Source organism: Streptomyces sp. HUAS TT11 (genome assembly GCF_051553595.1).
In the GTDB taxonomy this organism is placed as follows: Bacteria; Actinomycetota; Actinomycetes; order Streptomycetales; family Streptomycetaceae; genus Streptomyces.
Genome location: NZ_CP196184.1, coordinates 3530396 through 3555427 on the forward strand (window position 1 = coordinate 3530396; position 25032 = coordinate 3555427).

The 25032-nt window shown below is 71.6% G+C and carries 18 protein-coding genes; 9 read left to right on the forward strand and 9 right to left on the reverse strand.

Annotated features, from left to right (window positions below; genetic code table 11):
- Positions 1-49 precede the first annotated feature (49 nt).
- Positions 50-2083 carry an ABC transporter family substrate-binding protein gene (locus tag ACSHXN_RS15750; RefSeq protein WP_355134390.1) on the reverse strand — a complete coding sequence of 678 codons (2034 nt, stop codon included), beginning with the start codon at positions 2081-2083 and terminating at the stop codon, positions 50-52.
- A 390-nt stretch (positions 2084-2473) separates the two neighbouring features.
- On the opposite strand from ACSHXN_RS15750, the gene ACSHXN_RS15755 reads away from it, so the two are divergent.
- From ACSHXN_RS15755 to ACSHXN_RS15770, 4 genes are all read left to right on the forward strand, one after another.
- Positions 2474-2764, forward strand: coding sequence for a hypothetical protein (locus ACSHXN_RS15755; protein WP_355134392.1), 291 nt, complete (start codon positions 2474-2476; stop codon positions 2762-2764).
- Between the two features lie 64 nt (positions 2765-2828).
- A complete protein-coding gene (locus tag ACSHXN_RS15760; protein ID WP_355134394.1) occupies positions 2829-3662 on the forward strand; it encodes a hypothetical protein in 834 nt (277 codons plus the stop codon).
- Entirely contained in the window at positions 3662-5611 is a 1950-nt protein-coding gene (locus ACSHXN_RS15765; protein WP_438303260.1) for a fumarate reductase/succinate dehydrogenase flavoprotein subunit, read from the forward strand. The genes ACSHXN_RS15760 and ACSHXN_RS15765 overlap by 1 nt, the downstream gene beginning before the upstream one ends.
- The gene (locus tag ACSHXN_RS15770) at positions 5608-6378 is read left to right on the forward strand and encodes a succinate dehydrogenase/fumarate reductase iron-sulfur subunit (RefSeq protein WP_355134398.1); all 771 of its coding nucleotides are present in this window, start codon (positions 5608-5610) and stop codon (positions 6376-6378) included. Before ACSHXN_RS15765 ends, ACSHXN_RS15770 begins: the two co-directional genes overlap by 4 nt.
- A gap of 48 nt (positions 6379-6426) precedes the next feature.
- On the opposite strand, the gene ACSHXN_RS15775 is transcribed toward ACSHXN_RS15770, so the two are convergent.
- Entirely contained in the window at positions 6427-7461 is a 1035-nt protein-coding gene (locus ACSHXN_RS15775; RefSeq protein WP_438306468.1) for a phosphotransferase family protein, read from the reverse strand.
- Between the two features lie 204 nt (positions 7462-7665).
- On the opposite strand from ACSHXN_RS15775, the gene ACSHXN_RS15780 reads away from it, so the two are divergent.
- From ACSHXN_RS15780 to ACSHXN_RS15790, 3 genes are all read left to right on the forward strand, one after another.
- Positions 7666-9318 (forward strand): TPM domain-containing protein, encoded by a 1653-nt coding sequence (locus ACSHXN_RS15780; RefSeq protein ID WP_355134400.1) that lies wholly within the window; start codon positions 7666-7668, stop codon positions 9316-9318.
- A 210-nt stretch (positions 9319-9528) separates the two neighbouring features.
- Positions 9529-12408 (forward strand): hypothetical protein, encoded by a 2880-nt coding sequence (locus ACSHXN_RS15785; protein ID WP_438303261.1) that lies wholly within the window; start codon positions 9529-9531, stop codon positions 12406-12408.
- A gap of 71 nt (positions 12409-12479) precedes the next feature.
- Positions 12480-13271, forward strand: coding sequence for an immunity 49 family protein (locus tag ACSHXN_RS15790; protein WP_356293374.1), 792 nt, complete (start codon positions 12480-12482; stop codon positions 13269-13271).
- A 314-nt stretch (positions 13272-13585) separates the two neighbouring features.
- On the opposite strand, the gene ACSHXN_RS15795 is transcribed toward ACSHXN_RS15790, so the two are convergent.
- The 6 genes from ACSHXN_RS15795 to ACSHXN_RS15820 form a co-directional block, all read right to left on the reverse strand.
- Positions 13586-16195, reverse strand: a complete 2610-nt coding sequence (locus ACSHXN_RS15795; RefSeq protein WP_355134650.1) for a SpoIIE family protein phosphatase — start codon at positions 16193-16195, stop codon at positions 13586-13588.
- Positions 16196-16467: 272 nt separating this feature from the next.
- Positions 16468-16875 (reverse strand): ATP-binding protein, encoded by a 408-nt coding sequence (locus ACSHXN_RS15800; RefSeq protein ID WP_355134666.1) that lies wholly within the window; start codon positions 16873-16875, stop codon positions 16468-16470.
- Positions 16876-17216: 341 nt separating this feature from the next.
- Complete coding sequence (locus ACSHXN_RS15805) at positions 17217-17615, reverse strand: (deoxy)nucleoside triphosphate pyrophosphohydrolase (RefSeq protein ID WP_355134648.1); 399 nt, start codon at positions 17613-17615, stop codon at positions 17217-17219.
- A 54-nt stretch (positions 17616-17669) separates the two neighbouring features.
- Positions 17670-17852: an SPOR domain-containing protein gene (locus ACSHXN_RS15810; protein WP_355134646.1), complete on the reverse strand. Its 183-nt coding sequence runs from the start codon at positions 17850-17852 to the stop codon at positions 17670-17672.
- 316 nt (positions 17853-18168) lie between these two features.
- Positions 18169-18921: a GntR family transcriptional regulator gene (locus ACSHXN_RS15815; protein WP_438303262.1), complete on the reverse strand. Its 753-nt coding sequence runs from the start codon at positions 18919-18921 to the stop codon at positions 18169-18171.
- Between the two features lie 146 nt (positions 18922-19067).
- A complete protein-coding gene (locus ACSHXN_RS15820) occupies positions 19068-20255 on the reverse strand; it encodes a DUF4190 domain-containing protein (RefSeq protein ID WP_438303263.1) in 1188 nt (395 codons plus the stop codon).
- A gap of 59 nt (positions 20256-20314) precedes the next feature.
- Here ACSHXN_RS15820 and ACSHXN_RS15825 point away from each other — a divergent pair, with 59 nt between their 5' ends.
- Complete coding sequence (locus tag ACSHXN_RS15825) at positions 20315-21568, forward strand: serpin family protein (protein WP_356111593.1); 1254 nt, start codon at positions 20315-20317, stop codon at positions 21566-21568.
- A 36-nt stretch (positions 21569-21604) separates the two neighbouring features.
- Entirely contained in the window at positions 21605-22729 is a 1125-nt protein-coding gene (locus ACSHXN_RS15830) for a threonine synthase (RefSeq protein WP_355134640.1), read from the forward strand.
- Positions 22730-22802: 73 nt separating this feature from the next.
- On the opposite strand, the gene ACSHXN_RS15835 is transcribed toward ACSHXN_RS15830, so the two are convergent.
- Complete coding sequence (locus tag ACSHXN_RS15835; RefSeq protein WP_438303264.1) at positions 22803-25022, reverse strand: DEAD/DEAH box helicase; 2220 nt, start codon at positions 25020-25022, stop codon at positions 22803-22805.
- Positions 25023-25032 lie beyond the last annotated feature (10 nt).

Consider the following 25032-nt stretch of genomic DNA (forward strand, 5'->3'; position numbering starts at 1 on the left):
TACAGGTCAGGCCCTGCGACCAGGCACGCTGCACCACCCGCCCCCATGGTCACGACGAGGGGCTCGCCGACGGCTTCGCCCCCTTCTTCAGGAAGCCCATGTCCTCGTAGATCGGGGTCTGGAAACCGAACGCACCGGCGTTGGCCAGGTTCGCGCGGGTCGCCATGAGCTGGGGGCGCTGGTAGAGGGGAATCGACCCGGCGACGGCCCAGATGCGGGCGTCCGCCTTGCGCACCAGGCTCCGCTCGTCCGACTCGTCCAGCGTGACCATCGCCTCGTTGAAGAGCTGGTCCACCTGGTCGGTGCCCACCCTCGTGTAGTTCTGCTCGATGGTCAGCGAGCCGTCCGCCGCGGGTACCGGCTTGGCGTAGATCGGCCGGGCGTCGGTCGCGGGGAACGCGGACGCGGGCCACGAGTACAGCGCCATGTCGTAGTCCCCGGACGCGATGTGGTCCTTGAAGTAGCTGTCGTCCGGGACCTTGGTGATCGTCACACGGATGCCGACCTTCTCCAGCATGCTCGCGATACGGTCGCCGACCGTCCGCAGGCTCTGGGAGCCGGCCCCGGACGGCAGCACGAACCGCAGCTCCAGCGCCTTGCCGTCCTTGGCGAACGTCTTGACCGGGCCACCTGCCGGTGCGGCCGTGCCTTCGGGCGCGTACGCCCCCGGCATTCCGCCCTGCTTCTTCGGGTGGTCCCCGGGGTCCTTGCCCGGGTACCCCTTGCCGTCGTCCTCGGCGGTCCCGGCCGGACGGTCCGCGTTCTTGTTCTGGCTCGCCCCGGCGGTCTTGGTGGGCGCCGCCGAGCCGGCCGTCTTCGTGGGCTCGGCCGAGGTCTGCGGCTTCTTGGCCTCGGTTCCCGCCGTCTTCTTCTCCTTGACGGGCCCGCCGGACACCCAGCCCGCCTCGCTCAGCAGCGCCTTCGCCTGCTTGGTGTCCTGGTCCCCCAGGGCTCCGCTGTTGTCGGCGTACGCGTCCTGCCCCGCGAGGGCGAGGTGGCTGCCGACCGGCACGGCGGGCAGCCCGAGCGGTTTGAGGACCAGTCCGGCCAGCTCGGTGCGGTCGATGGCGCGGGCCACGGCCCGGCGCACGCGCTCGTCGGAGAGCGGCCCCCGGGATCCGTTCAGGGCGAGCTGGGTGTAAGCGGGCTCGAGGGACTTGCGCACCACATAGCGCTGGTCGTCCGCGGCGGAGCCCTGCGCGGAGCTGCCGGCGGCCTTGATCCGGCCGGCCTCCTCCGGGTCGACGTCGGCGATGTCGACCTTGCCGGCGGCGACCGCGTCGGCCCGCTTGTCGCGCGGGACGGCCACGAGCACGATCCCGGACAGCTTGGCGGGGTTGCCCCACCACCGCGGATTGCGGCTGAGGGTGATCTCGCCCGCCTTCTGGTCGACCTTCTGGAGGGCGAACGGGCCGGCGGTGACCTTCAGCGTCCTCCTCGCCCCGTCGTTGAAGCCGCCCGGGGTGCCCATGACGTCCTTCGGGTACAGCGGCGAGAACAGGGACTTCCAGTCGGCGTAGGCCTTGCTGAAGGTGACCTTGACCTCGAGGTTGTTCGCACCCCGCTCGACCTTCTCGATGCGGTCGTAGCCCGCGTTGCGGGCGGTCCAGTAGGCGCTGTCCTTCCCCGAGAGGGCACGCCACTGGGCGGCGAAGTCATCGGCGCCGATCTCCCGGCCGTCGCTCCAGACGGCCTGCTGCTTGAGGCGGTAGACGACCACCTGCTTGGGCTCGGTGGACACCACCTTGGCGGACTCCAGGAAGTCCGGGTTGAGCTGGGCGCGGCCGTTCGCGTCGAGGCGGAACATCGAGGGCAGCACGGCCCCGGCGACACGGGCGGTCGCGGGGCCGGCGTCCGCCTGGAAGCTGTTGAGCGTGGCGGGTACCGAGTCGACGGCCCAGCGCAGCACTCCGCCGTCCGAGACCAGCGAGCGGGAAGCCGGGGCGATGTCCTGCGCGGCGACCGGCTTGCTCTTCTCCTCGTCCGAGCTGCACCCGGCGAGCACGGACACCGCGAGGGCCCCCGCGGTGAGGAATGCGGCCGAGCGCAGCACCGCGCGCGGTCCGACGACGTCGTGGGACATCACGTCCACCTCCGGGAGCCGCTCGCCCGATGAGCGGGGTTATGATCCGGTTTGGGGTATTTGGATCTGATCAGATGTTATGGGCCCACTGAAGAGGACGGAGTTGAGGACCGTGCGGCGACACGACGACGTGGGCCGGGAAGGTCACCCGACTGGCTCACACACTCACGGCGGCCGGATCCCCGGACCCGGGCCGCGCGCCTTCCCCGGAGGGCCGCACCCCTTCCGGCCCCCGCCGGGCCGGCCATTCGAATTTGCACTCGTACACGGCGACACGCCGGTGCCAATCACTGCACGTCCCTTCACACCGGCCGGTGTGACGCGCAACACTCGCAGGCGCACGCGCGTTGCCACCCTGGTCCCGAGGACCCGTGGAAGCGAGGTCACGTCATGTCCGTGCACGACGAACTGACATCTGTCCAGCGCTGCCTCGACGAGCTCTGCCGGTCGGTGGGGCGGCTGGAGCAGCAGATCGGCGGTGGTGGGCTCGACATACGCCGTGTCCGCTCCGACGTCGACCATCTGCGCGAGAGCGTGGCACTGCTGCGCGAGACGGCCTCCACCGCTGCCTCGACCCGGCGGCCCGATCTCGTCACCATCCCCGACACCCCGTACGACAGCACGCTGTGGACGGACTCCGACGACGAGGGTCTCGGCGCCCGTGACCGGCACGCCCCCTGAGCCGGTGCGGAACCCGGTCCCGACGGAGTAGGCGAGCCGAGCCCCCGACAGAGGAGAAGGTGCGTTGGCCACTGATACGGAACCCCCCGGCACGGAAGACCATCCACTCGGCGGCGTGCGCACCGGGACGCGCGCCGCGATCACCGCCCCGCATCTGCGCACCGACCGCTGGTGGCTGGCACCGGCCGCCACCGCGGCCGGGCTGCTGGCCTTCGTCGTGTACTCGACCTGGCGCGCCTTCGCCGATGCGGACTACTACGCGGCGCCGTACGTCTCGCCGTTCTACTCCCCGTGTCTGGCGGAGCGGTGCCGGACCATGCACGCGGGCCCCAACGCCGACCTCTTCGGCAGCTGGTGGGGCATCTCGCCGGCGATCATCATCCTGATCTTCCCGCTCGGCTTCCGGCTGACCTGCTACTACTACCGCAAGGCCTACTACCGCGGCTTCTGGCTGTCGCCGCCGGCCTGCGCGGTGGCGGAACCGCATCGCACATACAGCGGTGAGACCCGCTTCCCGCTGATCCTGCAGAACATCCACCGGTACTTCTTCTACGCGGCACTCCTCGTGGCGGGTGTGCTCACGTACGACACCGTGCTCGCCTTCCGCGACGAGCACTACCGCTGGGGCCACATGGGGCTCGGCACCCTGGTCTTCCTGGTGAACATCGTGCTGATCTGGGCCTACACCCTGTCCTGCCACTCCTGCCGGCACATCGTCGGCGGCAAGCTCAAGCACTTCTCCAAGCATCCGGTGCGCTACGGGGCCTGGCAGTTCGTCAGCCGGCTGAACGCCCGGCACATGCTCCTCGCGTGGGCGTCCCTGGTCAGCGTGGCGCTCGCCGACTTCTACGTGTACCTGGTGGCGTCCGGCGCCTTCGACGATCCGAGGTTCTTCTGATGTCCGTGGTCGACCGGCAGGAGTGGGACGTGATCGTGGTCGGCGCGGGCGGCGCCGGCCTCAGGGCCGCCATCGAGGCCCGGGAGCGGGGTGCCCGTACGGCCGTGATCTGCAAGTCGCTGTTCGGCAAGGCGCACACGGTGATGGCGGAGGGCGGCATCGCGGCGTCGATGGGCAACGCCAACCCGCACGACAACTGGCAGGTGCACTTCCGCGACACCATGCGCGGCGGGAAGTTCCTCAACCAGTGGCGGATGGCCGAACTGCACGCGCGGGAGGCACCCGACCGGGTCTGGGAGCTGGAGACCTGGGGCGCCCTCTTCGACCGCACGAAGGACGGGCGCATCTCGCAGCGCAACTTCGGTGGCCACGAGTACCCGCGTCTCGCGCACGTCGGCGACCGCACGGGCCTGGAGCTCATCCGCACCCTCCAGCAGAAGATCGTGGCGCTCCAGCAGGAGGACGAGAAGGAGACCGGGGACTACGAGTCCCGGCTGAAGGTCTTCCAGGAGTCCACGGTCACCAGGATCCTCAAGGACGGGGACCGGGTGTCGGGCGTCTTCGCGTACGAGCGCGAGTCGGGCCGCTTCTTCGTCCTGGAGGCGCCCGCCGTCGTCATCGCGACGGGCGGCATCGGCAAGTCCTTCAAGGTGACGTCGAACTCGTGGGAGTACACCGGGGACGGGCACGCGCTGGCGCTGCTCGCCGGGGCCCCGCTGCTGAACATGGAGTTCGTGCAGTTCCATCCCACGGGCATGGTCTGGCCGCCCTCGGTGAAGGGGATCCTCGTCACCGAGTCGGTGCGCGGCGACGGCGGAGTCCTGAGGAACTCCGAGGGCAAACGGTTCATGTTCGACTACATCCCCGACGTCTTCAAGGAGAAGTACGCGGAGACGGAGGAGGAGGGCGACCGCTGGTACGAGGACCCGGACAACAACCGGCGTCCACCCGAGCTGCTCCCCCGTGACGAGGTCGCACGCGCCATCAACGCCGAGGTGAAGGCGGGGCGCGGCTCCCCGCACGGCGGAGTCTTCCTCGACGTCTCGACCCGCATGCCCGCCGAGGTCATCCGGCGCCGGCTGCCGTCCATGCACCACCAGTTCAAGGAGCTGGCCGACGTCGACATCACCGCCGAGGCGATGGAGGTCGGCCCGACCTGCCACTACGTGATGGGCGGCGTCGCCGTCGACTCGGACACGGCGGCGGCCCGCGGGGTCCCGGGCCTGTACGCCGCCGGAGAGGTGGCCGGCGGCATGCACGGCTCCAACCGGCTGGGCGGCAACTCGCTCTCCGACCTCCTGGTCTTCGGGCGGCGCGCGGGCCTGCACGCGGCCCGGTACGCGACAGGGCTGGCGGCGCGTCCCACGGTGGACGACGTCCAGGTGGACACGGCGGCGGCGGAGGCCCTGCGCCCGTTCTCGGCCGAGGGACCGGTGCCCGGCGAGGACGCCGAGGAGCGGAGCCGCCCGCCGGAGAACCCGTACACCCTCCACCAGGAGCTCCAGCAGACCATGAACGACCTGGTGGGCATCATCCGCCGCGAGTCGGAGATGCAGCAGGCGTTGAAGAAGCTGGCGGAGTTGCGGGTGCGGGCGCGCAGGGCGGGCGTCGAGGGGCACCGGCAGTTCAATCCGGGCTGGCACCTCGCCCTGGACCTGCGGAACATGCTGCTGGTCAGCGAGTGCGTGGCGCGGGCCGCTCTGGAGCGCACCGAATCGCGCGGCGGCCACACGCGTGAGGACTACCCGGCGATGGAGCGCGCCTGGCGCCGCCTCAATCTGCTGTGCGCCCTCACCGACCCCACCGGCGGGCTGGCGGCGACCGACCCGGTCCGCGGCCAGATCACCCTCGCCTCGGAGACCACCGAACCCATCCGCCCCGATCTGCTCGCCCTCTTCGAGAAGGAGGAGCTGGTCAAGTACCTCGCCGAAGAGGAGCTGTACGAGTGAGCAGCTACAAGGCCCGTTTCAAGGTGTGGCGGGGCGATGTGCAGGGCGGCGGCCTGGAGGACTTCAAGGTCGAGGTCAACGACGGCGAGGTGGTGCTGGACATCATCCACCGCCTCCAGGCCACCGAGGCACCGGACCTCGCCGTGCGCTGGAACTGCAAGGCCGGCAAGTGCGGTTCGTGTTCGGCGGAGATCAACGGACGGCCGCGGCTGATGTGCATGACGCGGATGTCGGTGTTCGACCGGGACGAGACGATCACGGTGACGCCGCTGCGGGCCTTCCCGGTGATCCGCGACCTGGTGACGGACGTGGGCTTCAACTACCGCAAGGCGCGCGAGATCCCGTCCTTCGTGCCGCCCGCCGACCTCGGTCCGGGCGAGTACCGCATGATGCAGGAGGACGTGGAGCGCTCCCAGGAGTTCCGCAAGTGCATCGAGTGCTTCCTGTGCCAGGACACCTGCCATGTGGTGCGCGACCACGAGGAGAACAAGCAGGTCTTCGCGGGCCCCCGGTTCCTGATGCGGATGGCCGAACTGGACATGCACCCGCTCGACGCGGCCGACGACACGGGCCTGGACCGCAAGCGCGCCGCCCAGGACGCACACGGCCTCGGCTACTGCAACATCACCAAGTGCTGCACGGAGGTGTGCCCCGAGGGCATCCACATCACGGACAACGCCCTGATCCCGCTGAAGGAACGTGCGGTGGACCGCAAGTACGACCCGCTGGTGTGGCTGGGGTCGAAGATCAGGAGGCGGTCCTCGTAGCGGACGCCGGACCGTGCGGCCCCGCGACCTCGACGGCCGCGCGGGCCGTCATGGACCCGACGGCCGGGCCCGGCGGAGGCCGATGCCCGGCGGTCGGTCCTCCGGACCGTCCAGCACCCGCCGGAGGTTGTACTCGGCGATCGCCCGCATCGGCCCCCGGTCCTCGAAGTCGCCCTCCAGAAGGCGCAGCGGCCCCGCCACGAGCGACAGGTGCATGGCCAGCCGGTACAGCCGCAGTCGCTCCCCGTCCAGGTCCCGGGGCTTCAGGTCGGCGTGGCGCGGGCCGAGGCGAAGCTCCAGGAACACGTGCTCCCACTCGACGTCGAAGTACATGAGGCCTTCGATGTCGATCAGCACCGGACGGCCTTCGCCGTCCACCAGGACGTGGTCCGGACCGAGTTCGCCGTGGACGAGGCAGTGGCGGGTGCGCGGGGGGACGGCCGCGGCGAGCGCGTGCACGCGGTCCCTGAGCCGTTCCCGTACGGCCGCGACACGGGGCTCACGGTCCGCGGCCTCCTCGATGTGCCGTAGCGCGCGGTCCCGTACGACCGCCTCGCACGAGCCGCCGTACGCGCTGCCGCCGCGGTCGACGACGGCGACCTTGCCGAAGGCGGGGGCGGTGTGGCCGCGCATCGCGTCCAGCGCGCCGGCGAGCTCCGCCAGCGTGGCCGCCGCCGCGTACGGGTCGCGCTCCAGCAGTGCCTCCAGGCTGCCGCCGGGGACGTCCTCGACGACCGCCGCGTCGGCCGGGAGGTGCGTACCGGTGGGGTCGGCGAGCAGCAGGCGGGGCGTGCGGACGCCCACGGCCGCCAGGCGCTCGTACGCCGCGCTGAACAGGCCGAGGCCCGAGGCGTGCGAGAAGGGGTCACGGGGGTCGGCGGCCTGCTCGTCCCAGTAGTCCTCGTCCGGTGACCAGACATAGGCGACCGCGGTGGAGCCGTCGTCGAGGGCCAGGCGGTAGACGCCCTTCCTGCTGCCGCCGCGCAGCCGGCGCACCTCGGTGAGGACACGGCTGCGGCCGAGTGCCGCGCGGGCGAGGGGCGCCAGGTCGTCGCGGCCGAGGGCGGTCCGGGCGGGCTTCATGCGCACGCGCCGGCGCCGTGGCGGACCGGGACCGCCGGGACGGCGCCCGGCGAGATGATGTGCGGCATCACGCCCCCTCGACGTTCTCTCCCGATCATGGCACCGACGTCACGGAGGACCACATGCGTTTCCCGGAGGTTCGGGCATGCCGCATCGGGCGCACCCCGCTCGCGGTGCGGCGCCATCGGCCCTACGCTCCGAACTGTGACGCCGACCCACCGTCGACGCCGGCCGCGCCGGGCCGCCGTGTACCGCGCCGTGCGGAGGGTGCCGGTCGTGTGCGCCATGGTGCTGGTGCCGGCGGTCGTGGTCGCGGTGACCGGGACCGTACGGAACCCCACCTCCGACGCCGACCTGGTGCTCCCGCTGGTCGCCGTGGTCGCCGCCGTCGCCGTGGCGGGGTACGCATCCGTGCGGCGCATACGCCGTACGGCGACCCGCACGACACCGGGTGCGGCCGCCGTCGTTCCGCTGGACGAACTCGACCGCCGGGCACAGCGGTTGCTCGTCCGGACCGACGACTGCGTACGCACGAGCCGGGAGGAACTCGGGGCGGCCGAGGCCCTGTCGGGGAGCGAGGCGGTGCGTATGCCCGCCGAGGCACTGGAGTTCGCCGCAGCGGAACTGGCCCAGGCGTTCCTGGTACGCCGGCGGCTCGACGACGGGGAGGGCCGGGGGCGGGTGCTGCTCGAGGAGATCCTCGCGCGGTGCGAGGAGGCCGGGCTGCGGCTGGACACCGCGGCCGCCGGATTCGACCAGATACGCGCGCTGGAGCGCACCGCGCCCGAGACGCTGGAGCACACCGAGACACGGTTCCGGGAGCTGACGGCGCGGGTCGCAGAGGCGGACGGCACGCTCGCCGGGCTGCGCGAGCGCCGTGCTCTCTCCGCGTATCTGCCGGTGACGGGCCACGACGAGGAGGCGAAGGACCGGCTCGTCTTCGCCACGGCGTGCCTCAACCGGACCCGGCAGGCGCTGGACCGGGGCGGAACGGAGGAGGCGGTGGCCGCCCTGCGGGCGGCCGAGGCGGCCGTCGACCAGGCGGCGCTGCTCCTCGACGGTGTCGCCCGGCTCGCCTCGGACCTGAGCGCCGCGGCGGGGGAACTGCCCTCCGCCCTGGCGGACGCGGAGGCGGATCTGGCGGACGCCCGGACAGGGCTGGGCCAGGGGACGGCCCGAGCGGATCTGCGCGGCCGGATCTCGCACGGGGAGTCGGTGGTGGCGGCGGTGCGGGAGGAGAGGGGCGGCGGGAGTCCCGGCCCGAAGGGCGCGCCGGGCGCCCGTGCGCAGGACGACCCGGTCGACGCCTTGCGCCGGATCGAACAGGTGGCGACGGGGCTGGACCGGGCGCTGCACCGGGTGCCGGACGGGTCGCGCGCGCTTGCGCGGCTCCAGCGGGCCCTGCTCGTCGCCCGCGGCAGCGTGAGGGCCGCGTCGGACCAGGTGACGACCCATCGCGGTGCCGTCCACTGCGAGGCACGGACGTGCCTCGCCGAGGCGGAGCTGCGGCTGCGCGCGGCCGGGAACACCGGGACACCGCCCGTCCCGTCACCCGCCGACGCCCTCGCCGACGCCCGCGAGGCCGATACGCTCGCCCGGCGGGCCCGGCAGCTCGCGGAGCGGGACGTGCGGGCGTACGGGACCCCCTACGCAGAGGGCCTGTGGACGGGCGGCGCCGCACTCGGCGGCATCCTGCTCGACGCCCCTCACCGGACCGCCGACCGGCCCGGCCACCCGGGGGACGGTGGTCCCGCGAGCTACGGCGGACCGGGCACACGGGGGCGGCGTGACGGGGGTGAACTGTTCCGGCCGACACCACCGCAGAGCCCGCCCCCGGACAAGGCGAAAGCGTCCTAGTCGCACGGCACGGCGCGGCAGCCGCCCATGATCCCGAACGTGGCGGAGAGTTGCTGTTTCGGTTCGCCAATCCAGGGAATCACCAAGCGACTTGTGTGATGATGGGCGTTCCGACCGGGTTGGACGAAGTCCCCTGGGACAGCTGCGGGTCGACTGCCCGCGCAGCGCGTTCACAGGGGATGCACGGGGCGATACGGGGGTGCAGTCGGCGTGATCGATCCTGGGCAGATTCCGCAGTTCACGGGTGATCTGGCGCAGTTGGAGAAGGATTACGGTGATCTGAGGTCTGATGCGTCGCATGTGCGGTCGACGGGCCGGGATGTGCATGCGGGGTTTCAGGGGTTGTCGGCGTATTACACGGCTCCGGAGGCGGAGCGGTTGTTCGCGACGACGAAGCCGGTGGCGGAGCGGGCGGAGGGGTTCGCGGGCGATCTGGAGACGGTGTCGTCCGCGTTGTCGTCGTATGCGACGGAGATCCGGCCTTTGGTGGCGAAGCTGGCGCAGTTGAAGGTGGATGCGACGGCGTTCGTGGATTCGGTGGGGGGTGATGACGACTGGGAGTACGACGGGGACAAGGTCGATCGTCACAATCGGATCCGTGATGATGTGACGGCGGCGGTGGCGGCGTTCTGGGCTGCGGAGCGTACGTGTCACAACAAGATCACTGCGTTGTTCGGTGGGACGCAGATGGTGGCGGGGGACGGTTCGGAGCGTAAGGACCAGTACGGGTTCGATGCCGAGGACATGAAGAACGCGAAGCTTCCCTGGGGTGACCCGGTGGAGGAGAGACATCACTGGTACGAGGTCGGCCACTGGGTGAAGTCCTTTGTGTGGGACGGGCTGATCGTGGACGGTGTGTGGGGGACGATCAAGGGTCTGGGCACGCTGGTGGGTTTTGGTGGCTGGGAGGCGATGGGTCAGGCGTGGAAGGGTCTGGCGCAGTTGGCGACCGGTCTGGTGATTTCTTCGATGCCGGGTGCGGGGGTGTTGTTCTGGGCGTTGCCGGATGACAAGTTGCCGTCGTGGTTGCGTGATTCGCGTACGGCGATGAAGGAGACGGGCAAGGCGTTGGTGGCGTGGGACGAGTGGGGGAAGAATCCTGCTCGTGCTGCGGGTGCGGTGACGTTCAATGTGCTGACGACGGTGTTCACCGGTGGTGCGGGTGGTGCGGCGTCGGGTGCGGGCAAGGCGGGTGCGGTCGCGAAGGCGTTGTCGCTGGCGGGCAAGGCGGGCCGGGTCATCGATCCGATGACGTACATCGCCAAGGGTGCCGGTGCGGGTCTGTCGAAGATCGGTGACATCAGCAAGGCGCTGAAGGGCGTCGGCGCCATCGAGATCCCCAAACTCCCCGACAACGCGATCACGCTGCCCGAGGGTGCGCTGAAGCTGCCGGACGGCACCGTGCACCTGCCCGAGGGATCGGTGATCCCATCCGGCGCGGTCGAACTCCCCGACGGCACCTTCCAGTTGCCGCACGATGGGCCGGTACTGCCGGAGGGCAGCATGAAGCTGCCGACCGAGCACGGGGCGCCGGCGCAGTACATGGACCCGCACGGCAACATCCTCGACGAGCACGGCGACGTGCTGCACAGGGCCGACGACGGTCCGGGCGACATCGTGGACCAGCCCGACCTCGGCGACCCGCACGCCGGCTCGGACGTCCCGCACACACCGTCCCCGGTCAAGGAACCGGCCCTGGTCGGCGCCGGCACGCACACCGCGGAACAGGCCGGGCAGCACATCCGCCTGGGCGACAACGCAGGTCATGACCTCGGCGACGTGGGCCGCACCGGCGACCACGCCGCCGTCCACGCCGGCAACGACATCCCCACCGTCCACGCCGGCGGCGAGAACATCCCGACCACACACACCACAGACCACCTCCCCACCGGCCACACACCCGACAACCTCCCCGGAGGACACGCACCCGACAACCTGCCGACCAACAGCCTCGACACCCACACCCCGGCACACACCTCGGACCACGCGACACCCACCACCGCGCACGACCACCTGCCGGGCGGGCACGGCCACGAACCCGGCACCGGTGGCACCGGACACGACCTGCCGGGCGGCGGCACCGACACCCTGCCGGGTCACACCCCGGAAGTGCCGGGTGGCGGCCCCCACGAGCCTCCGTCACCGCACGGTGCGCACCCGGGCGCTGACGACGCGGCACATCGTGCGGAGTACGAGTCCGCCCGCGAGAAGCCCGCCGCCGAGCGGACTCCGGCCGAGCGGGCGGCCATCACCCATGAGCACGTCCGGCTCGCGAACGAGGATCCGGCCTGGCGCGCCGAGCACTACGACAAGTGGGGGTCGGGCAAGCGCAACAACGCGGAAGAACTGGTCGACGGCCAACTCCTGCCCAAGCTCGTCGAGAAGCCGGGCGGAGGCTGGATGGCCGCCCACGATCTGCCGTACGCGAACCCTGAGAAGTTCCGCCTCGACCCCTTGGAGAGGGGCAGGGACACGGTCGCTCCGCATGACCTCCATCACCTCGACGACGTCTCGGCCAAGCGAGTGGCGGGCATGGATCTGGCCAATGCCGAGAGGGCCTATCACGCCAACCCGACGGACGAGGCCGCACATGCGCTTGCCCAGGCGCAGGAGCACTTCGACCATACGGTCGGCGAGGGCGTCTCCAACAACAGCAAGCTGGGTGAAGCCCTCGGCGAGGAGTCCGCACGTCGCCACATGCTCCTGCAGCAGGAGTTCGACGGGTCGCACGAGATAACCGACCTCCCCGAGACGCCCAACGGCTCGAAGAGGTTCGACCAGCTCTGGCGTGACAAGGACGGCCACCTCGTCATCGTCGAGGCGAAGGGCCCCAACGCGCGACTCGACTGGCGCCAGGGCAACGGTGCACAGGACAGCGGCACCATGGTGAAACAGGGAACCATCGAATACGTCCGCACGATCCTTGCCGACATGGACGAGCGAGCCGCCTTCTCTCCGAACGACGCCAAGTACGCCAAGGAGATACGAACGGCCATCAAGAACAAGACGCTGCAGTACGTCCTCGTCCAGGCGACGGAGAACACCGGAAACTATGCTGGGGCCGAGCTCAGGCATTTCAAGATCTTCTAAGGAGAAGCGCGTTGGTCTCGATCATCAGCCGCCCCCCCTTGCCCACGGGGAACGCGGAAGAAGGCCTCGCAGTGCTCCAGGAGAACGCACAGGAGCTGATCGACGGTCTGGAGGAGGACTCCACCGATCTGGGTGACGCCCAGCGCATCACGCTCACCCTGGCGCAGTCGCGCTGCCTGGTGGATCCGCGGGCGGCGAACTACCCCACCTGGGATGCCTGGGTCAACGCGATGCAGGTCGGCTCCGCCGTGTTCGCCGCCGCGACCACGACCGAGGATCATGTGCAGTGCCGTATCGCGCACAAGGACCGCAGTCTTCGGGCCACCGGCCCGCAGTGGTACGTGAACCCGGGCTCCTGGCTCACGGCCTTCTACCTGGCCGTGGTGTGCCGGGAGCGGGACCGGATCACTGCTCTGTGCAACGTGCCCCTCTCCCTGCTGCGGGAGAACGGTTCGCGCTTCCAGGACTACCACTACGCGTGGATCGACACCCTCCAGACCTACTGGCTCGGCGGTCCCGACCTCGGCCCGAAGCTGGTGGCCGCAGTCGACGGCACCGACCCGGAAGCCGTCGCCGATCCGGAGACGGTGGGCAAGCTGCTGTACCCGCCGATGGAGATGTTCCACCGTTTCATCCGCAAGGACCACGCGGGGTTCAACCGGGCCCTCACCAACGCCCTCCAGTGGCACAAGGAGTACTGGAGCGAGGAGAGCCGAGCCCTCCAGGCCTCGGGTCTCGTCGCGCTCGCACCGCTCGCCATCGTCTGCTTCGCCCACGACGCGGGCGTCCCCGTCGAGGTCGAGTCCGAGTACCTGCCCGCCGTCCTCGTCGGACGCAACTGGTGCGGAGAGTTCCCCACGTAAGGCATGACCTCTCGTCTGCTCGGTCCGCCATGAGTTCGGCGCGGACACCGCGACCGCACTCATGGCGCCGATCGTCGAGAGCACCCGAGGGGTACCGGACCGCGAACGGGGCCCGCTCCCCCGGCGGCGGGCAACCGGTCGCCCTCGGCCCGACGCGTCTCGACCGGACGGCGTACGACGTGGGCGTGCCCGTCGAGGTCGGGTCCACGTACCTGTTCCGCGATCGTTCCCGGCCCCGAACCGCGACGGCGGTGCGGGAGAGGTGACGTGCCCTCCCACAACCGGACCGGTACCGCGCGCCGCGACGGACCCGCTCAGAACAGGCTCAGCAACGCCTCCGCGGGATCCGTGAGCCCGTTCTCGCCGTCCGGCAGCGGGAGTTCGAACCACACCGTCTTGCCGCGCGGCGTGCGGCGGGAGCCCCAGGCCGCGGAGAGCAGCCCGACGAGTTGGAGCCCCCGGCCGCCCTCGTCGGTGTCCCGGGCGCGGCGGCGGCGCGGCTGGACCAGTCCCGAGTCCCACACCTCGCACACCAGCGTCCGGTCGAGCAGCAACCGCAGTCTGATCTCCCCCTCGCCGTACCGCAGCGCATTGGTGACCAGCTCGCTGACGAGCAGCTCCGTCGTGTCCACCAGCGGCTCCAGGTCCCAGGCGAGCAGCTGGCCGCGCGCGTACTCCCGGGCCCGCCCCACACTGCGCGGCTCGCGCGGCAGTGTCCAGTCGCCGACCGACTCGGCCGGCAGCCCCTGGACACGTGCCATCAGCAACGCGATGTCGTCCTCGCCGTGGTGGGTGTCGAGGGTGTTGAGGACGTGGTCGCAGACGTCCTCCAGCGGCTGCGAGGGGTCGGTGAGTGCTCCCACGAACGCCTGCAGGCCCTCGTCCAGCGGATGGTCACGGGATTCGACCAGGCCGTCCGTGTAGAGCGCGAGCAGGGCGCCCTCCGGCAGTTCGACCTCCACCTCTTCGAACGGCTCGCCTCCCACGCCCAGCGGCATACCGGGCGGCACGTCCAGCATCAGCGCCGCCTCGCCGGGTTCGACGAGCACCGGAGGCAGATGACCCGCGTTGGCGAAGGTGCAGCGGCGGGTGACGGAGTCGTAGACCGCGTAGACACAGGTGGCCAGGTACACCTCGGACAGGTCAGCCTCGCGGGGCCGGCGGGCGGCGCGGGTGGCCTGCTGGACACCGCCGGGTGCGCCGAGGCCGCGTGCGATCTCGTCCAGCTGGGCGAGGACCTCCGCGGGTTCGAGGTCGAGCTGCGCCAAGGTCCGTACAGCTGTGCGGAGTTCGCCCATGGCGACGGCGGCGCGCAGCCCCCTGCCCATGACGTCGCCCACGACCAGCGCCGTGCGGTGGCCGGGCAGTTCGATGACGTCGAACCAGTCGCCGCCCACCTCGCTGGGGCGCCCGGTCGCCGCGTTGCCCGGCAGATAGCGGCAGGCGATGTCGAGACCGGAGGCCTCCGGGTCGCCCGGTGGCAGCAGGGACCGCTGGAGTATCAACGCCCTTTCGTGCTCGCGCCGGTAGAGCCGGGCGTTGTCGATGCAGACGGCCGCGCGCGCCGCGAGTTCCACCGCGAGCGCCCGGTCGCGTTCCCCGAACGGCTCGCTCCCCTTCGCACGGGAGAACTGGGCGAGGCCCACCACCGTGTCGTGCGCGACCATCGGGACCGCGAGCGTGGACTGGATCAGACCGCCGTCCTCGGCGGGGACGTGCCGGGGGCGCGCCGTGCGCAGGGCGTCCGCACAGGGCGAGTTGAAGGCGTAGTGGAACACGGCCCCGACGGACACGGGCGCGGTCCCGCTGCCGAAGGGGGCGTCCGAGACCGCGCTGGCGAACGCCACGCGGCGCAACTCGGCGCTGCCGTCGGCCAGTCCGGCGGGGGTCTCGTCGCCGACCAGGAGGCCCTGGTACAGGTCGACGGTGGCGAGGTCGCAGAAGCCGGGGACGACCACGTCGAGGAGTTCCCGCGCGGTGGTCTCCAGGTCGAGGGAGTTCCCTATGCGCGCACCGGCCTCGTTCAGCAGGGCGAGGTTGCGGCGGGCCGCGGCGGCCTCACGCGCGGCGGCACGACGGGCGGTGATGTCGGTCCCGAGCCAGGCGACGCCGATGGGGCGGCCGCTGCCGCTGTGCACGCGGTAGAGGTTGACGGACCAGTGCTTGCGCTCGTCGGAGCCCGGGACGAAGCCGGTGATGTGCATGTCCGTGATCGAATCGCCGGTCTTCAGGACCCTTCGCAGGGTCGCGGCGACACGCTCGGCCTCCGGGGACTGCAGATAGTCGTGGACGGAACGGCCTCGGTGGTCGTCCGGGGTGCCGCCGAAGGTGGACGCGAACCGCTGGTTGGCGCGCCGTACCCGCAGGTCGGGGTCGATCAGCAGGAATCCGAAAGGAGATTGACCGAAAATCGACTGCGAGGCGGCAAGGTCGGTCTCGATGCTGCGCAACGTGCGGACGTCGACGATGATGCACACGGCGGCCCGTTCGCCGTGCTCCGTTGTGGTGGGCATCACATAGACCTCGGCCAGGCCCTCGGTCCCCCGCCCGCCGGGCGTGCGGAACGGGATGACGCCGGTCCACTCGCGGCCGTCGAGGATCTCGGCCATCTTGCGCTGCCCGCGCTCGCGCAGCTGCGGCGTGATGAACGCCTCGATGGGGTCCAGTCCGACGGCCCGCTCGGCCGGGATGCCGAAGATGTTCTCCGCCCGCAGACTCCACTGCTCCACGTGCCCGTCGGGGCCGATGGAGAACGAGGCGACCTTGATGTAGTCGTAGATGGAGCCGGGCGGACTGCTCTGCCACATCGCGCCGCCCGCGGCGTCACGCGCCTCGGCGGCCGCGGCCGCATCGACCGCGGCCCCGTCCGTCGCGCCGCCCGACGGGTCCTCGGACTCCGTGGCCTTCGCTGGTATCTCGCTCACGCGAACCGTCCCCTCCAGCTCACCGCGCCCGGCACCGGTCACCGGGGGCGGCTGCCCGCAGTATCCAGCACTACGGTGCCGCACAACACGGTGTTCACGATCACAGGCCGGTCCCGATGCTTTTTGGACCGGCCGGGTCATACTCCCAGTCTTCTAACCAGGTGGTGCCCCCTCGAACCACAGAGATCCCTCACCGTCGGTGGCGCGATCCTGTCGGTCCGTCCGCGCACCGGGCCGCCCCGCCCGCAGCGCACCACCGGAGGAAGCCGCGGTCAACCGGGAACGGCGAGCTCGAACCAGACCGTCTTGCCGGAATTCGCCGGCCGGGTGCCCCAGCGACGCGAGGAGTGCGCGACCAACTGCAGCCCGCGGCCGTCCTCGTCGTCGTGGGCGGCGTCACGCTTCCGGGGCGGATCGGGGAGCGGGTCGGAGACCTCGACGAGCAGACTGGGGGCCGAACCGTCGTTGCGCACCATGCGCACACCTATGGGACCCGCGGCATGCCGCAGGGAGTTGGTCACCAGCTCGCTGACCAGCAGCGCGGCGACGTCCCCGAGCTCGTCGAGCCCCCAGGTGCGCAGCTGGCCCCGGACAACGGCGCGGGCGGTCCGTACCGCACCGGGGTCAGCGGGGAACGTCCACTCGGCGCTGTCGCCTTGAGTGTCGAGCACGCCGATCACTTCCCAGGCCCAAAAGCCCACCCATGTCCGGTTTCGTGGGGTTAATGGGCACATACCCGATATCACTGGCGCCTTACCGCGCACCAGGGCGCACTGTGGCACGATCGGCGTATGGGGCGCCAGCCCCTGGAACACCGCACGCCCCAGCCGCACCGGGACGGCCGGACGGCGGACCGGGATCCCGGTCGCGACCTTCCCGCACGTCGGACGCATGAAATCGGACCTGCGCGCCATCCGGTCCCGTGCACAACAACGGCACAGGCTTTACGGATTCCATACATACGTGCGGACCGCCGCACCGGGATCGAGCGCCCGTCCGGGGCTCGGGCACCCGGACGGGGTCAGTGCCGCTTCCAGACGGCGAGCACGGCGTGGACGGCCGCCACGTCCTGATCGAGCCAGTCCACGTCCCAGACCTCGCCGGGGGTCAGCCAGCGCAGTTCGTCGTGGTCCTCGAGCGGCTCGGGGTCACCCGTGAGGAGATGGGCGAGCCAGACCCGCAGCACGTACCCCGGCTTCAGCGGCCACTCCCCCGGCACCCGCTCGACGGGCTCCGCCGCCACACCCAGTTCCTCGCGCAGCTCACGCACCAGGGCCTGCTCCGGGCTCTCGCCGGGTTCGACCTTGCCGCCGGGCAGTTCCCAGCGTCCGGCGAGCTCGACCGGAGCGCTGCGGCGGGCGGCCAGAAGGCGGCCATCGTCCACCAGGGCGGCTCCGACCACCACGATCGGTTGCGTCATGCGCCGGAGCCTACGGGAGCGAACGGCGCACCGGGCTCCCGGGACGGACCCGCCTCACTTGGTCGCGTTCGGCCCGATGCGCTCGACCCAGTAGAGCTGTTTGTGACCGCGGTCCTCGAGGCTGTCCACGATCTTCTGGGCCTCGGCACGGGTGGCGTACCTGCCCACGCGGTAGCGGTTTCCGTTGTCGTCCTGCCGTATGACGAGCCAGGGAAGAGCGACCGTGCTGTCGTTCATGCCGGCCCTCCACTTCCCGTCCCCGGCGCTCGCCACGCCCCGACCACCAAGGAAACCGCACTGCGCATATGCCCGACCCTACGCCTAACCTTTACTCAGCGAATACGCCTTTTCACAAAGAGGTACGCAACCAGCCACGTCCGAAGCGGCGCGCGCCGTCGAATGCGCCGCCCCATACGCCCTGCGTGCGCGTATGGCGGGTCCCGGTCACGGCAGGGAGAACGGCTGGATTGCAACCGCCGTGAAGACCGGGCGTGTTGGCGGGAGAGGCGACCCGACCGGATGCGGCCGGGCGGGGCTCGAGGGGGTGGGCCCGCTACTTCACGGGCAGGTGGTACGCCACCCGGTAGCGGTCCGCCGGCACGACCACGTCCGCCGTCTCCACCGGGCGGCCCGAGGCGTAGTACGTCCGCTGGACGACGAGCACCACATGGCCGGGGACTCCGCCGAGCGCCAGCAACTCCTCGGCGAGCCCGGGGCGGGCGCCGACCTCCTCGGTGACGTTGTCCACGATCACGTCGATGGCCGCCATGCGCTCGACGACGCCCATACCGCCGAGCGGCCCCTCCTCGGGGAGCATCACGGGGGTGCGGCCGGTGACGGCGAGGGGCTCCCACGACGTGGAGAGCATCATCACCTCGCCCGCGTCCCGGTACACGTACTTGGTGCACATCACGCGGTCGCCCGGGTGGACGGCCAGCCGCTCGGCGATGGCGCCGCTCGCCTCCGTCCGTTCGCTGCGGGACTCCCAGGTGCCGCGCGCGGAGACCTCCGCCTGCTCCTGGCGGAACGGTGTGGCACCGCTCTCCGGCCGGAACCCCGAACGGGCCACCCGGCGGGGCACCGGCCGCTCCCGTACATAGGTGCCCGACCCGGAGCGGCCCTCGACCAGCCCCTCGGCCATCAGCACCTTGCGCGCCTCCAGGGCGACCGTGTCCGAGACGCCGTACTCCTCACGGATACGGGCCTGGGAGGGGAGACGGGTGTGCGGTGGCAGCAGACCGTCGACGATCTTCTTGCGGAGATCACCCGCGACACGCAGATACGCCGGCTGCTCACCGAAAGTCACTGGCCGCTCCCATCAGTTTGTACAGACAGCAACAGCGTGGCAACCGTGGGTTGTGCAGTGCAAGCACAGGCCAAAGAATCACTCGATGTGATTACTTGGGCGCGTCGGCGCCCTGCGCAGGCACTTTCTCCCCCCTTTCGTCGCCGTCACACCTTCTTTCCACCGTCCGAACCGGCGTCACCCCCCTCGGCGCCGTCGCCGGAGCGCGACGGAGGAGTCGTGGCGAGGCCCAGAGCTATGCGGGCGGTGACTGCCGCACGGCCTTCCAGAAGTGCGCTGCCCCGGTCGTAATGGGTGACGAATGTATCGGAATCGGTCGCCGTCGCCGCCTTCCCCCATTCCTCGTGGGCCCGGTCCAGAGCCGCGGTCCGGCCGGCGACGGCCCGCTGGGCGTCGCCCTGCCAGGCATGGGCACGCAGTGCCCGGGTCTGTTCGGCCAGCGCCGCGGTCACCCGGCCCGCCCACTTCGTGTGACCCGGCAGGTCGTCCTCCACGTACTCGGTGTCGGGAGCGCTGTCGAGTGCGTCGTACAGGACGGCGTCGGCCCGCAGATAGGCGAGCTGATCGACGGACAGGGTCGTGGCGTCGCTGCGCAGGGTGCCGGTGAGGGTGGCCTTCTCGTCGACGTTGCCGAACATGCAGACGACCTCGCGGTCACCGGAGGCCCAGGTCTCGCGGCTGGGCGTGACGTAGTAGACGTCGACGTCGTCCGGGACGGCCCAGGTGTCCATCGCGTACGAGCCCTCCAGCGCATAGCACTTGTCGCCGGCCGTCTCGTCGACCCGGGCGTCGCCCGGGTAATCACCCTCCGGCAGCCCGAAGTTCGCGAAGATCTCGGCCTGGTGCACGCCGCCGCAGGGCACCTTGCCCCAGTCGTAGGTGTCGCTGCCGAGCGAGCCGTTCGGCGCGTTGTAGCACTCGCCCTTCACCATGGAGAAGGTCACGCCGGCGCCGGGCGTCCCCCGCGCCCCCTTCTCCAGCCCCTCCCGGAAGTCGCGTACACCGCCCGTCGCGAAGGCCAGGACGATCAGGGCGAGTCCCAGCGAGGACATCACGATGCCGCCGACCGCGAGCCCTCTGCCGCGCTCGGCGCGCCGCTTGATCTGTGCGAGCGCGACCAGGCCGAGGACCAGGCCGACGCCGGGCAGGAAGCACAGGAAGCCGAGCACGAGCGCGGCGATCGCCGGCCCGTTGACCGGCGCCGGACGGTTGTACGGGGAGTATCCCTGCCCCCAGGGGCGGTACGGAGACCCGGGTCCGTAGGGCTGCTGGTAGGGACCCTGCGGATGTTGGCCCCCGGGCTGCGGTGGCCCGGGCGGCGGCGGTATGGACACGGGTACCGTGCTCCTCGTCGGAGTGCGCAGAACAGATGTACGGGCGCATGCTAGGGGCGATGGGGCCGGGGGGCGGCATGCGGGTCACCAGGGCGACGGTCGAGGCGGTCGCCGGACTGACGGCCCGGTGGTTCGGGGCGGTCGAGGACGGCACCGTCCTGTCGGCCGTCGGTGTCTGGCCGCTGCTCGCCTTCCTCGCGGACGGCGCCGGGGGCGCAGCCCGGGCCGAACTGGCCGAAGCGATCGGGCTGCCCGCCGATCGGGCGGCGCCCGCGGCCCGGGAGCTGCTCGAAGCCCTGCGCGCCATGCGCGGGTTGGACGCGGCACTCGGGCTGTGGACCGACCGGACCCTGGAACTGCGCGCCGCGTGGGAGTCGGGACTGCCCACGGACACGCACGGGGTGCTCACGGGCGACCTGGACACCGACCGGGGTGCGCTGGACGCCTGGGCCCGGAAACGGACCGGAGGCCTGCTGGACCGTATGCCGGTCGCCTTGACGCAGGACACCGAACTCGTCCTGGCGAGCGCGCTCGCCCTGCGGACCGAGTGGTTGCGCCCCTTCGAGGAGTGGCCCGTCACGCCGGAGCAGGGGCCGTGGCGGGACCGGACCCTGCTGGGACTGAGACGCGAGACCTCCCTTCTGGACCGGGTCGCCGTGGCGGACACACCCGAGGGGTCCGTCACCGAGCTGAGGGTGCTGGGCACCGGCGGCCTCGACGTCCGTCTGCTGCTCGGCGAGGAGCGGATGACGCCCGCCGCGGTGCTGAGGGCCGGAGTGGACGTCCTCCTCGGACGGCTGCCGTCCGTGAACGGCACCCGGCTGCCGTTCGGGGACGTGGGGCCGGGTCTGCGCGTACGGCGGGAGCGCTGTGTGAACCCGCGGCCGCCGACGCTCGAAGTGACCACCGCGGCCTACGACATGACCGCACATCACGATCTGCTGGCCCGGCACCGGCTGTTCGGCCTCACCGCGGCACGGGACTCCGCCCGCGGGCACTTCCCCGGCATCAGCGGCTCCCCGCTGGCGATCGGCTCCGCCGAGCAGTCGGCGACGGCACGCTTCGGCGCGCTGGGCTTCCGCGCCGCGGCGGTCACCGCGGTCGCCGCCATGCCGGGGGGGATGCCCGAGCGCCGGTATCTGACGACCACCGTCGAGGCCGACTTCGACCGCCCCTTCGGCTTCCTCGCCGTGCACCGCACCTCCCGCCTCGTCCTGGCGGCGGGCTGGGTCACCGACCCCGTGCCGCATCCCGAGTACGAGGACGAGCACGAGGAGGAGTGGGCGCACATCGCGGACGCCACGCACACCTAGCGCGATGTCCTGGTCAGGGCCATCTACGCTGCTCATATGACACCCTTGCCGGACTGTTACTGCCCGGTGGACGGCACACGTGTCGCCGCCGAATCCCTGGCCTGGTGCTGCCCCGTCTGCCGGGGCCCGCTGGACCTGGACTTCGCGCCGACCCCCGCTCCGCTCAAGTCCCTCGGCGGGCGGGTGAACTCGCTGTGGCGGTACGCGGAGGTGCTGCCGCTGCCCGCACCGTCGATCAGCCTCGGCGAGGGCCGTACGCCGCTCGTGGAACTGGAGGACGGCGTCTCGGCCAAGCTCGACTACCTGATGCCGACACTGTCCTTCAAGGACCGGGGCGCGGTGCTGCTGACCGAGCTGGCCCTGCGACTGGGGCCGCGGGAGGTGGTCGCCGACAGCAGTGGGAACGCGGGCACGGCGATCGCCGCGTACTGCGCCCGGGCCGGACTGCCCTGCACCGTGTACGTCCCCGCGGGCACGTCCGCCAAGAAGCTGGAGCAGATCGGGGCGCACGGGGCACGGGTGCACGTGGTGGACGGCGATCGCGAGGCGGCGGCGCGTGCGGCGCGCGAACGGGCCGACGAGCCGGAGGTGTTCTACGCCTCTCACGTCTTCAACCCGTTCTTCCTGCACGGCACGAAGACGTATGTCCATGAGCTGTGGGAGGACCTGGGCGGGCGGCTCCCGGAGGTACTCGTGCTGCCCGTCGGCAACGGCACGCTGCTGCTGGGCGCCGCCCTCGCCGTCGCCGAGCTGTACACGTCCGGCCTGATCGAGCGGCGGCCCGCGCTGTACGCGGTGCAGGCGCAGGCGGTCGCCCCGCTGGCCCACGCATGGCAGGAGGGCGCCGACGACCTGGTGGACGCCACCGCCACGGCCCCCACGTTCGCGGAGGGCATCGCGATCCCCCGGCCGCCCCGGGCCCGGCAGATCCTGCGCGCGGTCCGTGACTCGGGCGGCAGATTCCTCACGGTGACGGAGGATCAGATCCGTGCGGCCCAGCTGGATCTGGCGTCCCGTGGGCTCTATGTCGAATCGACCGGAGTGGTGTCCTGGGCGGCGGTGCGGGAGGCAGAACCCGGGGGGCGCGGCGCGGTGGTTCCGCTGTGCGGAGCGGGCCTGAAGACGGGACTGGCCGCGGGCACCGGTCCGTCCGGCGGCTGAGCCCGGTGCGCGCTACGGGCCCGCGCCCCGGCATCCGTGACACGGCCGAGCGGCGGTGCGGCGCGCCCGGCAGTCACACCGGCTCGCCCGCCAGCCTGAGCTGCTCCTCCTCGACGATACGGCGGGCCAGGGCCGCGTCCGAGACGTCCACCGCGTCGGGGGTGGCCTCCGCGACGTCGCTGCGCCGGGCGTAGGCGTCGAACAGGCGGTCCTTGTTCTTCAGAATGCCCAGCAGCTGTTCGTCCACGCTGTCCTGCGCCAGCAGCCGGTGCACCCGGACCGTGCGTACCTGCCCCATGCGATGCGCACGGGCCACGGCCTGGTGCTCCAGCGTCGGCTTGACCTGCGGCTCGCACAGGACGACCACGGAGGCCGACTGGAGGTTGAGCCCGGTGCCGCCCGCCTCGATCTGGGCGAGCAGCACCGCGTGTCCGTCGACGGCCGTGAACTCGTCGACCAGACGCTGTCTGCGGGCAGCGGGGACACCACCGCAGACCGTCCCGACCACCTCCTCCCCGAGGGCGGCCCGCACGGCGGAGAGCACCTCACGGAAGTACGAGAACACCACCACCTTCAGCCCGGTCTCGGCGGCCTCCGCCACCAGTTCGCGCAGCCGGTGCAGCTTGGCGGAGTGATCGGGGTCGGCGTACGCGGCCCGGCGTATCGCCATGAAGTTCCCCTCGGCCACCGCCCCGCGATAGGCGTCCAGATCGGCGGCGCTCAGCTCCTCCCACTCGTCGGTCTGCACCAGGGCGGGCAGTTCGGTGAGGACGTCCTCCTGGTTGCGGCGCAGATAGGCCGGGGCGACGGAGGCACGGAACGCCTGCGGTCCGGCCGCTCCCGTGCCCTGGCCGATCTCCGGCAGCAGTTCCGGGCGGAGGTGGCCGACCAGTGCGCGGAACTCGTCGACGCGGTTCTCCATCGGTGTGCCGGTGAGGAACAGCACACGCTCGCAGGCCCGCGTCCACACCGTGACGGCCTTGGCGCGGCGGGTGCCGGGGTTCTTCACGTAGTGCGCCTCGTCCACGACGAGCATGGCCGGCGGCGCGCCGTCCGGGGCGGGCAGGGTGTGCAGCGTGTCGAACGTGGTCACGGCGACGCCCCCGCGTTCGTGCCACTGCGCGTACGCGTCCAGCCGGTCGGGGCCGTGCACGGGCAGGGCGCGCAGGGCGCTGCGGACGCCGATCTCCCGGGTCCAGTTGATCAGGACGCTCGCCGGGCAGACCACCAGGAAGCGGCTGTGCCCCTCGGCGGCGAGATGGGCGAGGGCCGCGATGGCCTGGACCGTCTTGCCGAGCCCCATCTCGTCGCCGAGCACGACACGGCGCTGGGCGAGCGCGAAACGGGCGCCGAAGGACTGGTATCCGCGCAGCGAGACCCGGCGATGGGTGTCGTCCAACGGCTGGGCGCGCACCCGCTCGGCGACCTCGGCGGGCAGGAAGCCCTCCCCGGCCGCGGTGTCGGGGCGCTGCGCCGAGACCTCGGCGAGCAGGCCGTAGTACTCCGCCGGACGCAGCTCGAAGTCGACCCGGGCCTCGATGTCGGAGGCGGGACGGCGCAGCAGGTCGGCGGAGGCCTGGGCGAGCAGCAGCGGTACACCGCGGGCGAGGGCGTCGGCGACGAGGTCCCCGATCGCGGCCACCGCGCAGAGCGCGGCCTCCCTTTTGCCTCGTCCGGCGAGCGCCATCCGCAGCCGGCTCGCGGCGGGCCGGGCCGTCGGCAGCAGCGCTGCGAGCCGCTCCTCGAGCCGGGTGGCGGCGTCCAGCGCGCGGTGCAGCTCGGGACCCGCCTCGACGAGGGTGTGCAGGGCGACGAGCAGCGCGGTGGTGGGCGGGTCGGGCCGATCGACGTCGACGCGCACGGTGACGGTCTCCTCGACGGCCGCCGCGATCTGCCGGGCGGCGGCGAGCGCCCGGTCCGCGGTCTGCTCGCCCACTCCGGGCAGCTGCCGCAACTCGTACCGACTCGCCCGGTGGACGTCCTCGACGGAGGTGAATCCGGCCGCCTCGATCGCCGCGATCCTGAGCCGGCCCTCGGTGACGTCCTTCAGCCGGCCGACGGGTATCTCCGCCAGCTCCCGGGCGACGAGTTCCGCCCGCAGCGGCGCGAGAGCCGCGCGCACCGCGTCCAGCGCTCGGCGGTGATCGCCGAGCAGGGCGTGCGCGCCGTCGTGCAGCCGCGCGCCCTCGGCACACAGCGCCCGCGCCCTTCGCCCGGCCGACGCGGCCCCGTTCCCCACCGTCCCCACGCCGTCCCCCCTCGCGTACGCGTCCCGCCCCCGGAGTGCGCACATCCTTCCACGC